This is a genomic window from Anaerotruncus sp. (assembly GCF_057433415.1).
On record NZ_DBMDHH010000053.1, the window covers coordinates 468 to 17,281 of the forward strand.

The following is a 16,814-nucleotide window of genomic DNA, read 5'->3' on the forward strand; positions in this document are numbered from 1 at the left end:
AGGGCTCGGAGGCCAGCGCGTGTTTTTCGAGATCGTTGTAGCTGTACTGCTCCCCCTCGCGGCGGTACTGGCGGCGGGTCTCCTGGATCATCCAGAGGCCGATGATGTTTTTGAGGAACCGCACCGTGTACCCGTAGCCGCCCTCGTTGGTGATGTTGTAACGCAGGCTCTTCTCCCCGATGACCGGCTCCCGAAGCTCGGTGCCGAAGAGGGACCAGGTGCCGCAGGAGATGTAGATGAAATCCTCCTCCGTCGCGGGCGCGGCCACGACCGCGCAGGCGGTGTCGTGACCCGTCACCGAGACCACCTTCACCGGTCCGACGCCCAGCTCCTCGCGGATGTCGTCCGACAGGACGCCCAGCGGGGTGCCCGGCTTCACGATGTCGGGGAAGAGGTCCTCGGGGATCCCCAGCCGCCGCATGATCCCTTTGTTCCACTCGTGGGTGCGCGGGTCCATGAGCTGGGTGGTGGAGGCGATCGAATATTCCGACGCCTGCCCGCCCGTCAGCAGGTAGCCGAAGAGGTCGGGCATGAGCAGCGCGCGGCTGGCGCGCTCGAGCAGCTCGGGGCGCTTCTGCGCGAGGGAATAGAGCTGGAAGATCGTGTTGAGCTCCATGAACTGGTTGCCGGTCGCCCGGTAGAGCTCGTCGCGGCCGATGATCCCGCAGACCTCCTCGATCATCCCGGCGGTGCGGGCGTCGCGGTAGTGGACGGGGTTCTGCATCAGGTCGCCGTGCCGGTCGAGCAGGCCGAAATCCACCCCCCAGGTGTCGATGCCGATGCTCTCGAAATCGCCCAGCGCCTTCGCCTTGGTGATGCCCTGCTTGATCTCGTGAAAGAGCGCGAGCACGTCCCAGTAGAAGGTCCCGCGCACCGTGACGGGGTTGTTGTCGAAGCGGTGAACCTCGGTGAGCGCAATGCGCTCCCCATCGAATTCCCCGAGCATGGCGCGGCCGCTCGACGCGCCGAAATCAAATGCCAGCAGTCTCTTTTTCATCTCATGACACCCTTTTCCTCTTGATTTATTCCACGCTCGTGAACGGGAACATCAGCTTCTGGTTCTCCTTTTTGTAGAGGTCCTCCTTCTTGATGATCACGCTGTCGGTGTTGACCACCTCGGGCACCGTCCTGCCCTGGAGGATCGAAACCGTGTTGGAGACGCTCAGGTACCCCATGTTGAAGGGGTTCTGGATGACGAACGCCTGGATCGTCCCCTGCTCCATGAACTGGATCTGCTTTTCCGAGCTGTCGCAGGCGATCAGCCCGACCTTCCCCTCCAGCCCGAGGTCCCGGATCGCATTGGCCACGCCGAGCGCCGACGACTCGTTGAGCCCCACCATACAGCGGATCTCCGGATGCTCGATGAGCATCTCCTTGGTGCGCTGCCGGGAGACGATCTCCGAGCCGTCGCAGTAGTCGAGCGCGGCCACCCGCTCCATCCCGCCCGCGACGTTTCCGACGAGCCCGTCGCGGCGTTCCACCGCCGTGCGCGCCCCCTCGACATGGCCCATCACGCCGATCTTCTGCTCGGGCGGGACCGCCTCGTCCACCAGCTCGGCGAGCTTGCGGCCCATCGCGACGTTGTCGGTGCCGACGAAGCACCGCCGCCCGTCGTAGTTGACGTCGCTGTCGACCGTCACGAGCAGGATGCCCGCGTCGGTCACCTCCTTGCAGACGGGGACCATCCGCTCATAGTCGCTCGCCGCCAGGATGATCGCGTCGGGGTGCTTGGCGATCGCCTCCCGCACCAGTTCGATCTGGCGGTCGACGTCCTTTTCCATCGGCGGGGCGGTCACCTCGCAATTGACGCCGTATTCCGCGGCGGCCGACTGCACCCCCTGCTCCACCACCCGCCAGAAGTCGGGCGGGTTGGCCAGCGCCTTGAAGATCACCTGGATGTTGTAGCGCGCGGCCGGCTCCTCCTCGGGGAGCAGCAGGCGGCCCTCGTGGACAAAGAAGAAGAGCAGCGCCCCAAAGCAGAAGAACAGCGCTGCCAGCAGCAGGAAATAGCGCCTTTTAAACATCATCTTCATCACCGCCTTCGATCACCGGCAGCCAGATTTCCACACGGGTGCCCTCGCCGGGCGCGGAGAAATAGTGCAGTCCGTATTCCTCCCCGAAGCAGAGGCGGATGCGGTTGTTGACGTTGATCACACCGATCCCCCGGTCGGTGTCGGGGCGCGGGACGAAGAGCTGCTCCAGCTGCTCGGCCGTCATGCCCACGCCGCTGTCCGCGATCGTGATGGTCAGCCGTTCCCCCTCGGTGCGCGCCGAGATGGCGATCTCGCCGCCCGCCTGGCTCATCTTGACGCCGTGGTAGACGGCGTTTTCAACAATCGGCTGGAGGATGAGCTTGGGGGTCATCAGCCCGAGCAGCCCGGGCGGCACGTCGACCCGCCAGGAGAGCTTATCCTCGTAGCGCATCTTCTGGATGGTGAGGTAGCTTTTGATGTTCTCCACCTCGTTGAGCAGCGTGACGAGGTTTTCCCCCTTGCTGATGCTCGTGCGGAAGAGCCGCGCGAGCGCGGAGGTGACCTCCACGACCTCGTCGTTCTTGCCGCCCGCCGACATCCAGATGATCGTGTCGAGGGTGTTGTAGAGGAAGTGCGGGTTGATCTGCGCCTGGAGGGCGCGGATTTCGCTTCTGCGCTTCTCCTCCTCGTCCCGTACCGTCTTTTCCATCAGGTCCTTGATGCGGGAGATCATGACGTTGAAGGTCTTGCTGAGGTGGCCGATCTCGTTGTTGAGCTCGATCTCCGAGCGCACGTCGAAGTTGCCCACCTCGACCTCGTGCATCGTGTTCTCGAGCATCTTGATCGGATTGGTGATCGTCGTGGAGATGAGCACCGCGAAGGTCATCGCGAAGAGGATCGAGATCCCCGCGAGGCGGAAATAGAAGTCGATGATGCTGCTCTTGTCCTTGATCAGCTCATCCACGTTCACCACCCCCACCGCGCTCCAGCCGGTCAGCTCGGAGTAGTTGCGGGTGTAGATGCGGTTGTTCACATCGTCCCGCAGGTAGGTGTCCCGCATCTTGAGGATCTCCTCGACGAGCTCGCTCTTGATGCCCGAGTAGAGGAGCTGCTGCTGGGGATGGTAGATGATGTTCTTGTGCCGGTCGATCAGGTAGATGTAGCCGTTCTTGCCCAGCTGGGCGTTTTCGCAGATCGCCTCGATCGACCGGTAGTTGAGGTCGATCACCATGACGCCCGTGACCTCTCCCGTCTCGGGATCGAGCACCGACTTGGAAATTGAGATGACCCACTTGTACTCCCCCGACACGAGGTTCTGCACGTGGGAGGGGGAGACGACGATCTCGTCCTTGTAGGACATCGGCTTCAGGTACCAGTCGGTGACGTTGAACTCGGAGTTCTCGTTGACCTCCTTTTCGACGTCGCTGAGCACGACGTCCTTATACTTGGAGATCACCGCGATGTTGGTGATGTCGCTGCGGGTGTTCGCCACAATGTTCATGTGCGCGGCCGCATTCGCGCGCAGCCGTTCCAGCTCCTTCTCCTCGATGTAGGAGAGGCGCTTGTCGTGGTGCCGGTTATAGAAGGCCATCACATCCCGCACGTCCTTGTTCTCGACGACCACCTTCGCCATGCTCTTCATGTTGTCTATGTAGGAGTCGATGCTCGCGTTGATCTCCCCGAGCAGGCGCACGGTGTAGTTGATCGAGATGCTCTCGATATCGTTCATCGTGTAGTAGTAGGAGACAAGTGAAACGAGCAGCACGATGATCGAGATGAGCAGCATGAAGGACAGGATCATCGTGCCGCGCACGCTGTAGGGATTGAGCGCCTTCCTCAGTTTTTTCCAAACCTTCCGCACGTCTTCCCTCCCTCGGCTCAGGCCTGAGGCGCGGTGTCGCCGCGTCGGCTGAACTCCCGGTATTCCTTGGGCGTCATGCCCGTCACCCGCTTGAAGGTCACGCTGAAATAGTGCGGGTCGGAGAAGCCCACGTCCTCCGCGGCCTCATAGGTGCGCCGGTCGGTGAAGGCCAGGATCTGCTGGGCCTTCTCCATACGCACCCGGGTCAGGTATTCCACAAAGGTCGCGCCGGTGCGCGACTTGAAGATCGCGCTGAAATAGCTCGTGCTGATCGCGAGGTGCTCGGTGATCATGTTGAGGGAGAGCCTCGGGTCGCCGTAGTGCTCGCGGATGTATTTTTCCGCCTTGCTCACCTGGGCGGCGGCGGTGTCGCTCTTGGTGAGGGCGAGGATTTTGAACGCCTTGTCGCACACCTCGTCGATCATCCGTTCCAGCCGCCCGAGCGTCGGGGCGGAATAGAAGTTGAACTGCTCCCACGTCTTTTCGAGCGACTCCACCTCGGCGCCGCCGATCAGCTCGTCGGTGAGCCCGATGAGGGTCATCATCAGCTTCTGGCTGTAGAGCACGCACCGCTCAAAGGGGACGTGGCCGGAGCGGAGCTGCCCGACCAGGTCGTGCACGGCGGCGCGGGCGCCCTCCCGGTCGAGGGTCTTGACGGCGGCCTCCAGCCGCCGCTCGCAGCTGAAATAGTCGATGTCCCGCGTCTCCCGGATGTCGACGTCCGCCACGCAGGTGACGCTCGACTCCCCGTAGAAGAACCGGTAGCCCAGCGCGGTCATCGCCTGCCCGTGGGAGAGGTGCAGTTCGTCGAGGTAGGCGACCGGGTCCCCGATGCCGCCCGAGACGGGCACCTGCAGCGCGGCGCCCGCCGTCTTGGAGATCGTCCGGCAGAGCCCGATGGCGGCCGCGTAGAGGCCGTCGCGCTCCCCGGAGCTGATGATCAGCTTGGTCAGGCCGTCGTTGCCCTGGAAAGCCAGCGTCCCGTGGCTGTTTTCCGAGAGCTCCTGCGCGATGTTCGCCAGCCCGTAGCGCATCAGCTCGAGGTTGCCGCCGTCGTCCTCCGTCGCGGGCGCGCGCAGGTCCACGTCGAGCACCGCCGCGATGTGGTAGCGCCCCGCGAAGTCCAGCTTGTGCGCGCGGCAGCTCTCCTCGATCCGCTTCGCGTCGAGGCGGCGGGTCATGAGCTGATTTAAGAAGTAGCTGGCGACGATCTGCATCGAGTCGTCGATGTTGCGCAGCCGGCGCTCGTCGAGCTCCCCCCGCAGCCGGTCGGTCAGCTCGTTGATGCTCGCCGGGGTGACCGGCTTGAGGACATAGTCGTAGACCTGCATCTTGATCGCCCGGTGGGCGTACTGGAAGTCGTCGTAGCCGGTGAGGATCACCACCACGGTGTTGGGCAGGTGTTCGTTGATATAGCGGGTGAGCTCGAGTCCGTCGACAAAGGGCATGCAGATGTCGGTGATCAGCACGTCGGGCACAAAGCCCCCCTCGAGCTTTTCGATCGCCTCCCGCCCGTCGCGGCAGCCGACCGGCGGGTCGAAGCCGTGCTCGGTCCAGCGGATCGTCCGGAGCATCGCGCCCAAAACCTCAAGTTCATCCTCCGCAAGCATGATTTTGTACATGTTGACGCCTGTGCCTTTCTGGAAATGTCTATTTCTGTTCATTTTCATGTTATCGGAAAACACCCGGCCTTACAAGAGAATTTTCCCTGAAAAGTAAAAATTTGAACAATTTATGGAAAATTCTCTATGGGATTCCCCCGGAGAAGCCTCTATAATGAAAATCAGCGGGCAACATATGTCAAATTATATAATTTATTTATTCATTATCATTATTTTTTGTAGTATGTTGACAAATACAACCAATAGGGGTGATTCTGCTGTGAGTGAACATACCAGCCCGGAAAGCCCGGTCATCCTCCAGATGGTCGGAATCGACAAGCGTTTCCAGGGCGTCCACGCGCTGAAACAATGCCACCTCGAACTGCGGCGCGGGGAGATCCACGCGCTCGTCGGAGAAAACGGCGCCGGTAAGTCGACGCTGATGAAGGTGCTCACCGGCATCTACAAGGCGGACGAGGGCAAGATCATCTACAACGGCAAAGAGGTCCAGTTTAAAAACCCGAAGGAGGCCCAGGAGGCGGGCATCTCGATCGTCCACCAGGAGCTCAACCTGATGAACCACCTCACCGCCGCCCAGAACATCTTCATCGGGCGGGAGTGCAAGGGCTTCTTCCTCCACGACGACCAGATCAACGCCGCTACCCAGAAGCTCTTCGACCACCTCAAGCTGACGATCAGGCCCACCGACAAGGTCGGCTCCCTCACCGTCGGCAAGCAGCAGATGGTCGAGATCACCAAGGCGATCTCCTTCGATTCGTCGGTGCTCATCCTGGATGAGCCGTCAGCGGCCCTCACCGAGGCGGAGATCACCGAGCTCTTCAAGACGATGAACGACCTGCGGGACCGCGGGGTCACGATGGTCTACATCTCCCACCGCATGGACGAGATCATGGAGATCACCGACCGCATCACCGTCATGCGCGACGGCGAGTATATCACCACCCTCAACACGAAGGACACCAACCTCGACGAGATCATCAACGCGATGGTCGGGCGCACCATCTACGAGGAGCCCAAGACGGTGAGCAACGTCCCCCCCGACGCGCCGGTCGTGCTCGAGGTGGAAAACCTCGTCTCCAAGGACGTCAAGGGCGTCTCCTTCCAGCTGCATAAGGGCGAGATCCTCGGCTTTGCCGGTCTGATGGGCGCCGGGCGCACCGAGACGGCGCGCCTCATCTTCGGGGCCGACCCCCGCGACGGGGGCGTCATCCGCAAGAACGGCACGGAACTCCACATCAAAACCCCCGAGGACGCGGTCAGGGCCGGCATCGGCTACCTCTCGGAGGACCGCAAGCGGTTCGGGCTCGCGGTGGGGCTGTCCGTCGCGGACAACACCGTGCTCGCGAACCTCGAGGAATTCTCCCGCGCCGGCTTCGTCGACGACCGCAAGATCCGCGAGGCCACGCAGGAGTACGTCGGCAGGATCAACATCAAGACGCCGTCTGTTTCCCAGCTCATCCGCAACCTCTCGGGCGGGAACCAGCAGAAGGTCATCATCGCCAAGTGGCTGGTCAAAAACTGCGACATCCTCATCTTCGACGAGCCCACGCGCGGCATCGACGTCGGCGCCAAGAGCGAAATCTACAAGCTCATGAACGAGCTGGCGCATGAGGGCAAATCGATCATCATGATCTCCTCCGAGCTGCAGGAGGTCCTGCGCATGAGCGACCGAGTCGTATGCATGTGCGAGGGCAGGCTCACCAAGATCCTGGATATCCAGGACGCCTCGCAGGAGGTCATCATGAAATACGCCACTATGAGAAATTAACGGAGGTCGTTGGTTATGGGGAACACAGCTAAAAAACTCAACATTCAGAAACTCCTCGCCCCCGCGGCGCTTGTCATCCTGTATATCTTCTTCTGCTTCTTCGGCAAGAACTTCTTTTCCGCCGGCACCCTCGTCAGCATCCTCGACAGCACCTACTATGTCGGGATGATGGCGTTCGGCATCACCTTCGTCATCATCACGGGCGGCATCGACCTGTCGATCGGCACCAACATGATGATGTCCGCCCTCATCGCGGGCTACCTCTACACCAAGGGCGTCAACATCTGGCTCTGCCTGGTGGTCATCGTGATCATCGCCACCTTCGTGGGCTTCATCAACGGCACGCTCGTCTCCCGCCTCAAGCTCCCCCCCTTCATCGCCACGCTCGGCATGATGATGATGACCCAGGGCTTCGGCTCGATCATCACCAAGGTGCAGACCCAGCGCTTCCCCTCCGGCTTCGACGCGGACGGCGGCTACAAGGCGGTCTTCTACAAGACCCCCGGCGGCTTCCCCTCCGGCATCGTCTACATGCTCGTCTTCTTCCTCATCGCGATGCTCCTGCTCAACAAGACCCGTTTCGGCCGCTACACCTACGCGATCGGCTCCAACGAGGAATCCGTCCGGCTGTCGGGCGTCAATGTCATCAAATGGAAGACCCTCGTCTACACCGTCTGCGGCTTCTTCTGCGGCCTTTCCGCGATCGTCTACGCGGCTACATACACCACCATCATCCCCGGCACCGGCAACGGCCTCGAGATGAACGCCATCGCGGCGGTCATCATCGGCGGCACCTCGATGTCCGGCGGCATCGGCACCATGTCCGGCACCCTGATCGGCGCGCTGCTCATGAGCGTGCTCAAGACCGGCCTCATGTCGATGGGCCTGCAGGGCCACTTCCAGACCTTCTTCACCGGCCTCGTGGTCATCCTCGCGGTGCTGCTCGACATCTACCGCAACAAGAAGGCTTCCGCCGCGAAATAACCCGTCGCTCCTGCGGGAGGACTCCCGTGTTAAAATAGCCACCAATTGTTAAGGAGGAAAACAAAATGAAAAAATTCCTGGCAATCGTGCTCGCGGGCCTGATGCTGATCTCCATTTCCGCCTGCGGCTCCAAGCCGGCCGCCGAGCCGACCCCGGCCCCGGCAGCCCCCGCCGACACTGCGGAACCCGCCCCTGACGCGGCCGCGCCCGCTCCCGCCGACAACGGCGAAAAGCCCTACATCGCGGTCGTCTCCAAGGGCTTCCAGCACCAGTTCTGGCAGGTCGTCAAAAAGGGCGCCGATCAGGCGGCCGCCGACCTCGGCGTTGAAATCACCTTCGACGGCCCGCCGACCGAGTCGGATATCGCCATCCAGGTCGACATGCTCAAATCCGCGATGGACAAAAAGCCCGCCGCCGTCTGCCTCGCCGCGCTCGACACCGAGTCGGTGAAGGAGCAGCTCCAGGCCTGCAAGGACAACGGCATCCCCGTCGTCGGCTTTGACTCGGGCGTTCCGAACGCTCCTGAAGGCTCCATCTACGCGACCGCTTCCACCGACAACTCCGCCGCCGCCGCGATCGCTGCCGAGCAGCTGTACGCTGACGCCGGCTTCCAGGCGAAGCTCGCCGCCGCCACCCCCGAAGCGCCGATCAACGTGGCCGTCCTCTCCCAGGACGCGACCTCCGATTCGATCATCTCCCGTACCTCCGGCTTCATCAACAAGCTCGTCGAGCTCGTCGGCGACGACTCCGTCAAGGTTGTCGGCCATGACAAGTATGCCAAGGACGCCGCCTCCCCGAAGGTGATCGTCAACGTCAACGTCCCGGCCACCACCTCCGCCGCCGACCAGAAGACCGGCGCCGAGGCGCTGCTCGGCCTCGACAACCTCGTCGCGATCTACGGCTCCAATGAAAACGCCGCCGGCGGCATCCTCGCCGCTTCCAACGACGGCAACGACTTCAACAAGGACACCGGCAAGTTCAAGGACATCATCGCCATCGGCTTTGACGCCGGCAAGACCCAGCGCGTCGCCGTCGAGAATGGCTGGTTCCTCGGCTCCGTGACCCAGGACCCCTACCAGATCGGCTACAAGGCCGTCTCCCTGGCGGTTGACGCCATCAACGGCAAACCCGCCGCGAGCCCGATCGTCGACACCGGCGCCAAGTGGTACAACGCCGAGGCGCTCCAGGATCCTTCGATCTCCGAGCTCGTCTACGAATAACGCCCAATTCACATTCATTTCTTTCTCCTATTCTCGTCAGACCGGCTCCCCGCCCTGCGCGGGGGGCCGGTTTTCTCTTGTTCCCCGCCGCCACGGTATCCTTTGGGTACCTACGTTACCGGAAAGTGCTTACTTTACTTTGCGCGGGCGGTGTATTATGATGAAAGCGTCGAAAGAACGCGCCTCCCGGCGCGGGAATAGAATGAAAGGCGGCCCGATTTATGGACGCACAATCCTATCTGAAGATGTTCCGGACGGTAAAGATCGCCTCCGCCGCGACGGTGGACGCCGACGGGAACCCGCAGTCCCGCATCATCAACGTGATGCTCTGCGAACCCGAGGGGCTCTATATCGTAACCTCGCGGGGAAAGCCGTTTTACCGGCAGCTTGCCGAAACCGGGAAGATCGCCCTCTCGGCGATGGCGCCCGACTGCCAGTCGCTCAAGCTGAGCGGCCGCGTGCGGAAGGTCGAGCAGAAATGGGTCGACCGGGTGTTCGAGCAGAACCCCGGCATGAACGAGGTCTACCCGGGCGAGAGCCGCTACGCGCTCGACGCCTTCCTCATCTATGAGGGCTCCGGCGAATGGTTCGACCTGCTCCACTACCCCATCCGCCGCGAGACCTTCTCCTTCGGCGGCGCGCCGGAGGAGCACTGCGGCTTTGAAATCACCGGCGGCTGCACCGGCTGCGGCGCCTGCGCCGACGCCTGCCCCCAGAAATGCATTTCGGAGGGCACGCCGTACAAAATAGCATGGGAGCACTGCCTGCAGTGCGGGCTCTGCTCCGAGACCTGCCCGGTGGGGGCGATTCGCCGGCTGCACCGGTAGGACTCAGATAAAGGGGAACACACATGTCACAAATACTGCGCCTCTATGGCGAACGGCGGGAGTTCTTCGCCGAGCTGCTTGTGCAGCACCTGCGCATCTCCGCGACCGCGATCGTCATCGCGGCGGCGGCCGGGCTGCTGCTGGGCGTCTATATCAGCGGGCACCGGCGGGCCGCGCCCTTCGTCATCGGGGTCACCAACGTCGTATACACGATCCCGTCGATCTCCCTGCTGGGCTTTTTGATCCCGTTTTCCGGCATCGGGGACACGACCGCGATCATCGCGCTCACCGTCTACGCCCTGCTGCCGATGGTGCGCAACACCTACACCGGCATCACCTCGATCGACCCCGAGATCATCGAGGCGGCGCGCGGCATGGGCAGCACCGACCTCCAGATCATGGTGCGCGTCAAGCTGCCGCTGGCGATGACCGTCATCGTCGCGGGGCTGCGCAACATGGTCGTCATGACCGTCTCCCTCTCGGGCATCGCCGCCTTCATCGGCGCGGGGGGACTGGGCGTCGCGGTCTACCGCGGCATCACCACCAACAACATCAGCCTCACCGTGGCGGGAAGCCTGCTGATCGCCGCCGTGGCGCTGCTGTGCGATTTCCTGCTCGGCAGGCTGGAGCACTATCTCAAAAAGAAATGGAGACTGGAACAATGAAACATCAAATCCGTAAGGTTCTCAGCGTTCTGCTGGCCGTCCTGCTCTTCGCGGGCGTCTTTTCCGGCTGCGGCAAAAAGGATTCCGGCGTCGTCAAGATCGCCACCAAGCCGATGACCGAGCAGTTCATCCTCTCGGAAATGCTCGCGCAGCTCATCGAACAGGACACCGGGCTCACCGTCGAGATCACCAAGGGGATCGGCGGCGGCACCACCAACATCCACCCCGCGCTCCTCAAGGGCGACTTCGACCTCTATCCCGAATACACCGGGACCGCCTGGGCGTTCGTCGTGAAGCGGGAGGACGTCCCCGACGACGACACCCTCTACGCGGGCCTGCAGGAGGCGTACCAGAAGCTCGGCCTCAAATGGACGGGGCTCTACGGCTTCAACAACACCTTCGCGCTCGCGGTGCGGCGTGATGTGGCGGAGCAGTACGGCATTGAGACCTACTCCGACATCGCGAAGGTCTCCCCGGACCTCGTCTTCGGCGCGAACCCCGACTTCTTCGAGAAGGCGGACGGCTTCCCCCACCTCGCCGAGGCCTACGGCATGAACTTCAAATCCACCTCCGACATCGACATCGGCCTCAAATACAAGGCGCTTGAAAACGGCGACATCGACGTGACCAACGCCTTCACCACCGACGCGCAGCTCAGCGTCGCGGACATCACGCTGCCCACCGACGACAAGCACCTCTTCACCAACTACTACTGCGGCACCGTCGTGCGGATGGACACCCTTGAAAAGCACCCCGAACTCGAGCCGGTGCTCGAGAAGATGAACGGCCTCATCACCGACGCCGAGATGGCCTCGATGAACTACCAGGTCGAGGTGGAAAACCGCGATGAAAAGGAAGTCGCGAAGGAATTCCTGACCTCCAAGGGGCTGCTCAAATGAGCGGTGACCCGATCATCCGTTTCGACCATGTCGGCAAGAGCTACGGCGTCAACGACGTGCTCACCGACGTGAGCCTCTCGATCGCGCGCGGCGAGTTCGTCACCGTGATCGGCAGCTCGGGCTGCGGCAAGACGACCCTTTTAAAGCTCATCAACGGCCTGCTCTCCCCCGACACGGGCGCCGTCTATGTGGAGGGGCGGGACGTCTCGACCGTCGACCAGATCGTCCTGCGCCGCAACATCGGCTACGCGATCCAGGGGGTGGGGCTCTTCCCCCACATGGACGTGTGGCACAACATCGCCTACGTCCCCACCCTGCTCAACAAGCAGAACAAGGAGAAGACCCGCCGCGCGGTGAAGAAATGGATGGAGGTCGTGCGCCTCGATCCCGAGCTTGCCAGGCGCTATCCCGCCGAGCTCTCGGGCGGGCAGAAGCAGCGGGTCGGCATCGCGCGGGCGCTCGCCGCCTCCCCAGACATCCTGCTGATGGATGAGCCGTTCGGCGCGGTGGACGACATCACCCGCAAGGCGCTGCAGGACGAGATTCTGCGCATCCACCGGGAGCAGGGCGTCACAATCGTCTTTATCACCCACGACATCGGCGAGGCGCTCAAGCTGGGGAGCCGCGTGCTCGTCATGGACCACGGCGGCATCGTGCAGGACGGCCCGCCCGACGAGCTGCGCAGCCGTCCCGCCACCGCCTTCGTGCGGGAGCTGGTCGGGGGCTGACGATCCATTGCCACTTATACGGGAAGGCCGCAGGCATCTGCCTGCGGCCTTCCTTTTTTGCGCGCCGGACCTGTAAAATTTGGATGCGCCGCGGGTAAAATGTTCAGGATTTTGTCTCGATCCGCACACAAAAGCATCACACGGGCGCGCAAAAATAGAAAAAAACGAAGGAGCGCCGCCATGTGTGAAAGAAAATACCGGCATGAGCTCAAGCACTACATCAACCACGCCGACTATCTCGCCATCCGCCGGCGGCTGCGGGAGATCGCCCCGCTCGACCGCTTTTCCGGGCCGGACGGGAGCTACACCGTCCACAGCCTCTATTTCGACAACCTCGACAACAAGGCCCTGCGGGAAAAGCTCGACGGGGTGAACAACCGGGAGAAGTTCCGCCTGCGCTACTATAACGGCGACCTCTCCTTCCTGCGGCTGGAGAAGAAATCCAAGCGAAACGGCCTGGGCTGCAAGGCGCAGGCGGCCGTCACACGGGAGGAGTGCGAACGGCTGCTCGCCGGGGACGCCGCCTGGATGGAAAACGACGGGCGGGAGCTCGTCATGGAGCTCTCTATCAAGATGCGCTGCCAGCTTCTGCGCCCGCTCACGCCGGTCGTCTACACACGGGAGGCGTACGTCTACCCCGCCGGCAACGTCCGCGTGACGGTCGACAGCGGCATCCGCACCGGCTTTTCCGCCGCCGGCTTCCTCGACCCCGGCGCGGTCACCGTCCGGACCGGAAGCCCCATCCTGCTGGAGGTCAAATTCGACGAGTTCCTCCCCGACCTCATCGGCGATCTCGTCCAGGAGCGGGACCGCCAGTCGACCGCCTTTTCCAAATACGCCGCCTGCCGCACCTTCTGCGGCCAACTCTGAAAGAACAGTGAGGTACCCAACATGACCACCTTCAACGATATCTTCAAGTCCAGCTTCCTCGAGAAGGTCTCCTCCTTCTCCCTGCTCGACATGGGGCTCGCCATGCTGCTTTCCCTCCTGCTCGGGCTCTTCATCTTCGCCGTCTACCGCAAAACCTTCAGCGGCGTGATGTATTCCGCCTCCTTCGGCGCGTCGCTCGTCGCCATGACCCTCGTCACCACCCTCATCATCCTCGCCGTCACCTCCAACGTCATCCTCTCCCTCGGCATGGTCGGCGCGCTGTCGATCGTGCGCTTCCGCACCGCCATCAAGGAGCCGATGGACATCGCCTTCCTCTTCTGGTCGATCTCGGCGGGCATCGTCACCGGCGCGGGCTTACTTCCCCTCGCGGTGCTCGGCTCCCTCTTCATCGGCATCTTCCTCGTCCTCTTCGTCAATAAAAAGAGCACCGACAACCCCTACATCCTCGTCGTGAGCTGCGCGGGGGACGAGGCCGAGGCGGCGGTCAACGGCTATGTCAACCGGGCGGTGAAAAAATCCCTGTTGAAATCCAAGACCGTCTCCCAGAGCGGCGTGGAGCTGACGGTGGAGGTCCGCCTCAAGGACATGACGACCCGTTTTGTCAACGAGATCTCCGCGCTTCCCGGCGTGAACAGCGCGGTGCTCGTGAGCTATAACGGCGAGTACATGTCCTGACCGGGCGCCGCCATGATGACCGGCAAGCGCTACTGGCTGATCGCGGGGGCCGCCATGGCTCTGGCGGTGCTGCTCCTGCTCGGCATGCTTTGGATGCCCGCCTCCCTGCGCGCCTCGCTCGAAAAGTCGGGCGGCGCCTATGCCGACAGGCTCTTCGGGAAGGAGATCGTCTCGATCGACATCCAAATGGACCCCGGCGAGTGGGACGACATGATCGAAAACGCCCGGCAGGAGGAGTACGTCTCCTGCGACGTGACGATCGACGGGACGGAGTTTTCCTCGGCCGCCATCCGTCCCAAGGGCAACACGAGCCTCACCGGCATCGCCGGGATGGACTCCGAGCGGTTCAGCTTCAAAATCCGGGCGGACAAATATGTCGACGGCCAGTCCTTCTGGGGTCTTTCCAAGCTCGTGCTCAACAATTCCTACGCCGACCCGACCTACATGAAGGAGGCCCTCTCCTACGATTTGATGGACTATCTCGGGATCCCCGCGCCGCTATGCACCTATGCCGAAGTCACCGTGAACGGCGAGCCGTTCGGCCTCTACCTGCTGCTCGAGGCGGTGGAGGAGGAGTTTGCCGAGCGCAGTTTCGGCGGCGGCTACGGCCAGCTCTACAAGCCGGAATCGGAGGGCGGCGGGGGCCGCGGGAGCGGCAACGACCTCGTTTACAGCGGCGACGACCCGGAGAGCTACGCCGCCGTCTTTGAGAACGCCGTCTTCCGGACGTCCGACGAGGACGAGCGCCGGGTCGTCGAGGCGCTCGCGCACCTCGACAGCGGCGAGAACCTCGAAGCGTATATCGATGTGGACGAGGTGCTGCGATATTTCGCGGCCAACGTCTTCCTCGTCAACCTCGACAGCTACCTGTCCAACCTCAAGCACAACTACTACCTCTATGAGGAGGACGGCAGGCTCTCGATGCTGCCGTGGGACTACAACCTCTCCTTTGGGGCGCACCAGCTCCGCTCCGCCTCCGACGCGGTCAACTTCCCCATCGACGACCCCTATTCGGGCACCTCGGCCGAAAAGAGCCCCATCCTCCAAAAACTGCTTGAGGTGGAGGAATACCGCGCGCGCTACCACGGCTACCTGCGGCAGATCGCGGAGGATTATGTCGGCGGCGGACGGCTCACCGATACGATCGAGCGGGTCAGCCGCCTGATCTCCCCCCATGTGCAGACGGACGCGACCGCCCTCTACAGCTATGAGGAGTACGAAACCGCCGTCGTAAACCTCAAGCTCTATGTGCTCCTGCGGGCGGAAAGCGTGCTCGGACAACTCGACGGGTCCATCCCCTCCACCGGGGAGGGCCAAAAGGCGGACCCCTCCGCGCTGGTCGACGCCTCCGCTCTCAATTTCAGCGCGATGGGCGGCATGAACATGGGCGGCGGGCGCGGCGGGAACGGCTCCCCTCCCGGCCTGGAGGAGGGAGCGCGCGCCGGGCGCGGCCAGCGGCGGGAAGGCGGCCGGGACGGGGAACCCCCGGCAGAAGCCGGCCGGCCCGCGGAAGGCGAAGCGCGCCCGGAGGGCGAACCGCCGCCGGACGGCGGGCAGCCGGAGGCCCGTACCGCGGACACGGAAGCCACACCACCCGCCTCCGGAGGCCCCGCATCTCCGAGGGACGAGGGGCAGGCCCGGCAGGGAAACGTCCCAGGCGGGGACGGCGGAGGCTTCCCCGTCGGAGGCCCGGGCGGCGAATTCCCCGGCGGGCAGGCGCGGCGGCAGTTCCCCACGCTCCTGCTGCTGGAGGCGGGCGGCGGGGCCGTCCTCCTGCTGGCCGCGCTCCTCATCGTCCGCCGCTTCCGCCGCCGCAGACAGGGAAAACTCGCCTGAAACGCGGCCCCGAAGCCGCAAGCCCACGCAAAAAAGGCGCCCGGCGGTCAATCCGCCGGGCGTCTTTCCACATCCGCTTTTAGGGCGCGCCGTCAAAACTTGCTGATGTTCACCCCGTTGACCTCGACGCCGTCGTTGGCGCGGATCAGGATATACCGCGCGCCGTCGATCACCCGCGTCTCGACCAGGTCGCTGCGCCCGGGGCTCACATGGATCGTCACGTCGGGGGTGCGGACCTCGATCCGTTTCACGTCGACGAGGTTTTGCGGGCTGACGTCCGCGTCGGCGCCGAACCCGGCGTCGAACTTCTCCTCAAATTCCGCCGCCTGCGGCTCCGCGACGCCGCACGACTCGAGCACCCGCCGCACCGTCTGCTTGGACACCACCAGCGGCGCTTCGGCCTTGTTCGCCTTGTGCTCCTCGACCATCTCGTACAGCCGGTCGTGGACCGCCCGCACGACGCCGTAGCTGCATTCGCCCGCCAGCGTCTCCCCAAGGATCGACTGGAAGGTCTCCTTCTGTTCGGCGGCGGGCATCGGCGCCTCGCGGCGAAAGACCGCGTCCACGAACTCCCCGTGGCTTTCCGCGATGTCGCGCGAGTAGTAGAGCGCGCCGTAGATGTTGGCGCTGCGGTCGTCGAACGCGGGGAACAGGAACCCGAGCTCGGGCGCGCCGACGATCCAGTCGGTCCGGCAGCTGCGGAAGGCGTTCTCGTTGACGTAATAGCCCAGCGCGGGCTTTGTCTCCTTGATCGGGCAGACGGCGCACAGGATGTAGGAGTACACCTCCGAGGAGGCGTCGTCCTGCCGTTCCCCGTCCTTCGAGCGGCAGGGCACGTCGTATTTGTCCGCCGCCAGCAGGATCA

15 protein-coding genes are annotated in these 16,814 nt (G+C 63.3%); 10 read left to right on the plus strand and 5 right to left on the minus strand.

Going from position 1 to position 16,814, the window contains the following annotated elements:
- The 4 genes from ACZO3G_RS12120 to ACZO3G_RS12135 all read right to left on the minus strand — a co-directional run.
- Positions 1-997: rhamnulokinase (locus ACZO3G_RS12120; protein WP_486847262.1), on the minus strand; the 997-nt coding region annotated here is incomplete at its 3' end.
- A 25-nt stretch (positions 998-1,022) separates the two neighbouring features.
- Entirely contained in the window at positions 1,023-2,027 is a 1,005-nt protein-coding gene (locus tag ACZO3G_RS12125; RefSeq protein ID WP_276870618.1) for a substrate-binding domain-containing protein, read from the minus strand.
- Positions 2,017-3,834, minus strand: coding sequence for a sensor histidine kinase (locus ACZO3G_RS12130; protein ID WP_276870615.1), 1,818 nt, complete (start codon positions 3,832-3,834; stop codon positions 2,017-2,019). Before ACZO3G_RS12130 ends, ACZO3G_RS12125 begins: the two co-directional genes overlap by 11 nt.
- A 17-nt stretch (positions 3,835-3,851) precedes the next feature.
- Positions 3,852-5,456 carry a helix-turn-helix domain-containing protein gene (locus tag ACZO3G_RS12135; protein WP_158595626.1) on the minus strand — a complete coding sequence of 535 codons (1,605 nt, stop codon included), beginning with the start codon at positions 5,454-5,456 and terminating at the stop codon, positions 3,852-3,854.
- A 301-nt stretch (positions 5,457-5,757) separates the two neighbouring features.
- Here ACZO3G_RS12135 and ACZO3G_RS12140 point away from each other — a divergent pair, with 301 nt between their 5' ends.
- The 10 genes from ACZO3G_RS12140 to ACZO3G_RS12185 all read left to right on the plus strand — a co-directional run bounded on the left by ACZO3G_RS12140 (position 5,758) and on the right by ACZO3G_RS12185 (position 15,949).
- Positions 5,758-7,224 (plus strand): sugar ABC transporter ATP-binding protein, encoded by a 1,467-nt coding sequence (locus ACZO3G_RS12140; RefSeq protein WP_101553246.1) that lies wholly within the window; start codon positions 5,758-5,760, stop codon positions 7,222-7,224.
- Positions 7,225-7,239: 15 nt separating this feature from the next.
- A complete protein-coding gene (locus tag ACZO3G_RS12145) occupies positions 7,240-8,208 on the plus strand; it encodes an ABC transporter permease (protein ID WP_101551634.1) in 969 nt (322 codons plus the stop codon).
- Positions 8,209-8,273: 65 nt separating this feature from the next.
- Complete coding sequence (locus ACZO3G_RS12150) at positions 8,274-9,428, plus strand: ABC transporter substrate-binding protein (RefSeq protein ID WP_101551636.1); 1,155 nt, start codon at positions 8,274-8,276, stop codon at positions 9,426-9,428.
- A 221-nt stretch (positions 9,429-9,649) separates the two neighbouring features.
- Entirely contained in the window at positions 9,650-10,255 is a 606-nt protein-coding gene (locus ACZO3G_RS12155) for a 4Fe-4S binding protein (RefSeq protein WP_101551638.1), read from the plus strand.
- 23 nt (positions 10,256-10,278) lie between these two features.
- The gene (locus ACZO3G_RS12160; protein ID WP_101551640.1) at positions 10,279-10,920 is read left to right on the plus strand and encodes an ABC transporter permease; all 642 of its coding nucleotides are present in this window, start codon (positions 10,279-10,281) and stop codon (positions 10,918-10,920) included.
- Positions 10,917-11,819: a glycine betaine ABC transporter substrate-binding protein gene (locus tag ACZO3G_RS12165; protein WP_276870610.1), complete on the plus strand. Its 903-nt coding sequence runs from the start codon at positions 10,917-10,919 to the stop codon at positions 11,817-11,819. Before ACZO3G_RS12160 ends, ACZO3G_RS12165 begins: the two co-directional genes overlap by 4 nt.
- A complete protein-coding gene (locus ACZO3G_RS12170) occupies positions 11,816-12,547 on the plus strand; it encodes an ATP-binding cassette domain-containing protein (RefSeq protein WP_101551644.1) in 732 nt (243 codons plus the stop codon). Before ACZO3G_RS12165 ends, ACZO3G_RS12170 begins: the two co-directional genes overlap by 4 nt.
- 180 nt (positions 12,548-12,727) lie before the next feature.
- Positions 12,728-13,417: a polyphosphate polymerase domain-containing protein gene (locus tag ACZO3G_RS12175; protein ID WP_276870607.1), complete on the plus strand. Its 690-nt coding sequence runs from the start codon at positions 12,728-12,730 to the stop codon at positions 13,415-13,417.
- Positions 13,418-13,438: 21 nt separating this feature from the next.
- Complete coding sequence (locus tag ACZO3G_RS12180) at positions 13,439-14,113, plus strand: DUF4956 domain-containing protein (RefSeq protein WP_101551649.1); 675 nt, start codon at positions 13,439-13,441, stop codon at positions 14,111-14,113.
- A gap of 15 nt (positions 14,114-14,128) precedes the next feature.
- Positions 14,129-15,949: a CotH kinase family protein gene (locus tag ACZO3G_RS12185; RefSeq protein ID WP_277138495.1), complete on the plus strand. Its 1,821-nt coding sequence runs from the start codon at positions 14,129-14,131 to the stop codon at positions 15,947-15,949.
- A gap of 92 nt (positions 15,950-16,041) precedes the next feature.
- Here ACZO3G_RS12185 and ACZO3G_RS12190 read toward each other — a convergent pair.
- Positions 16,042-16,814 (minus strand): DUF4317 domain-containing protein (locus ACZO3G_RS12190; RefSeq protein WP_486847267.1); only part of this gene is annotated, 773 nt, incomplete at its 5' end.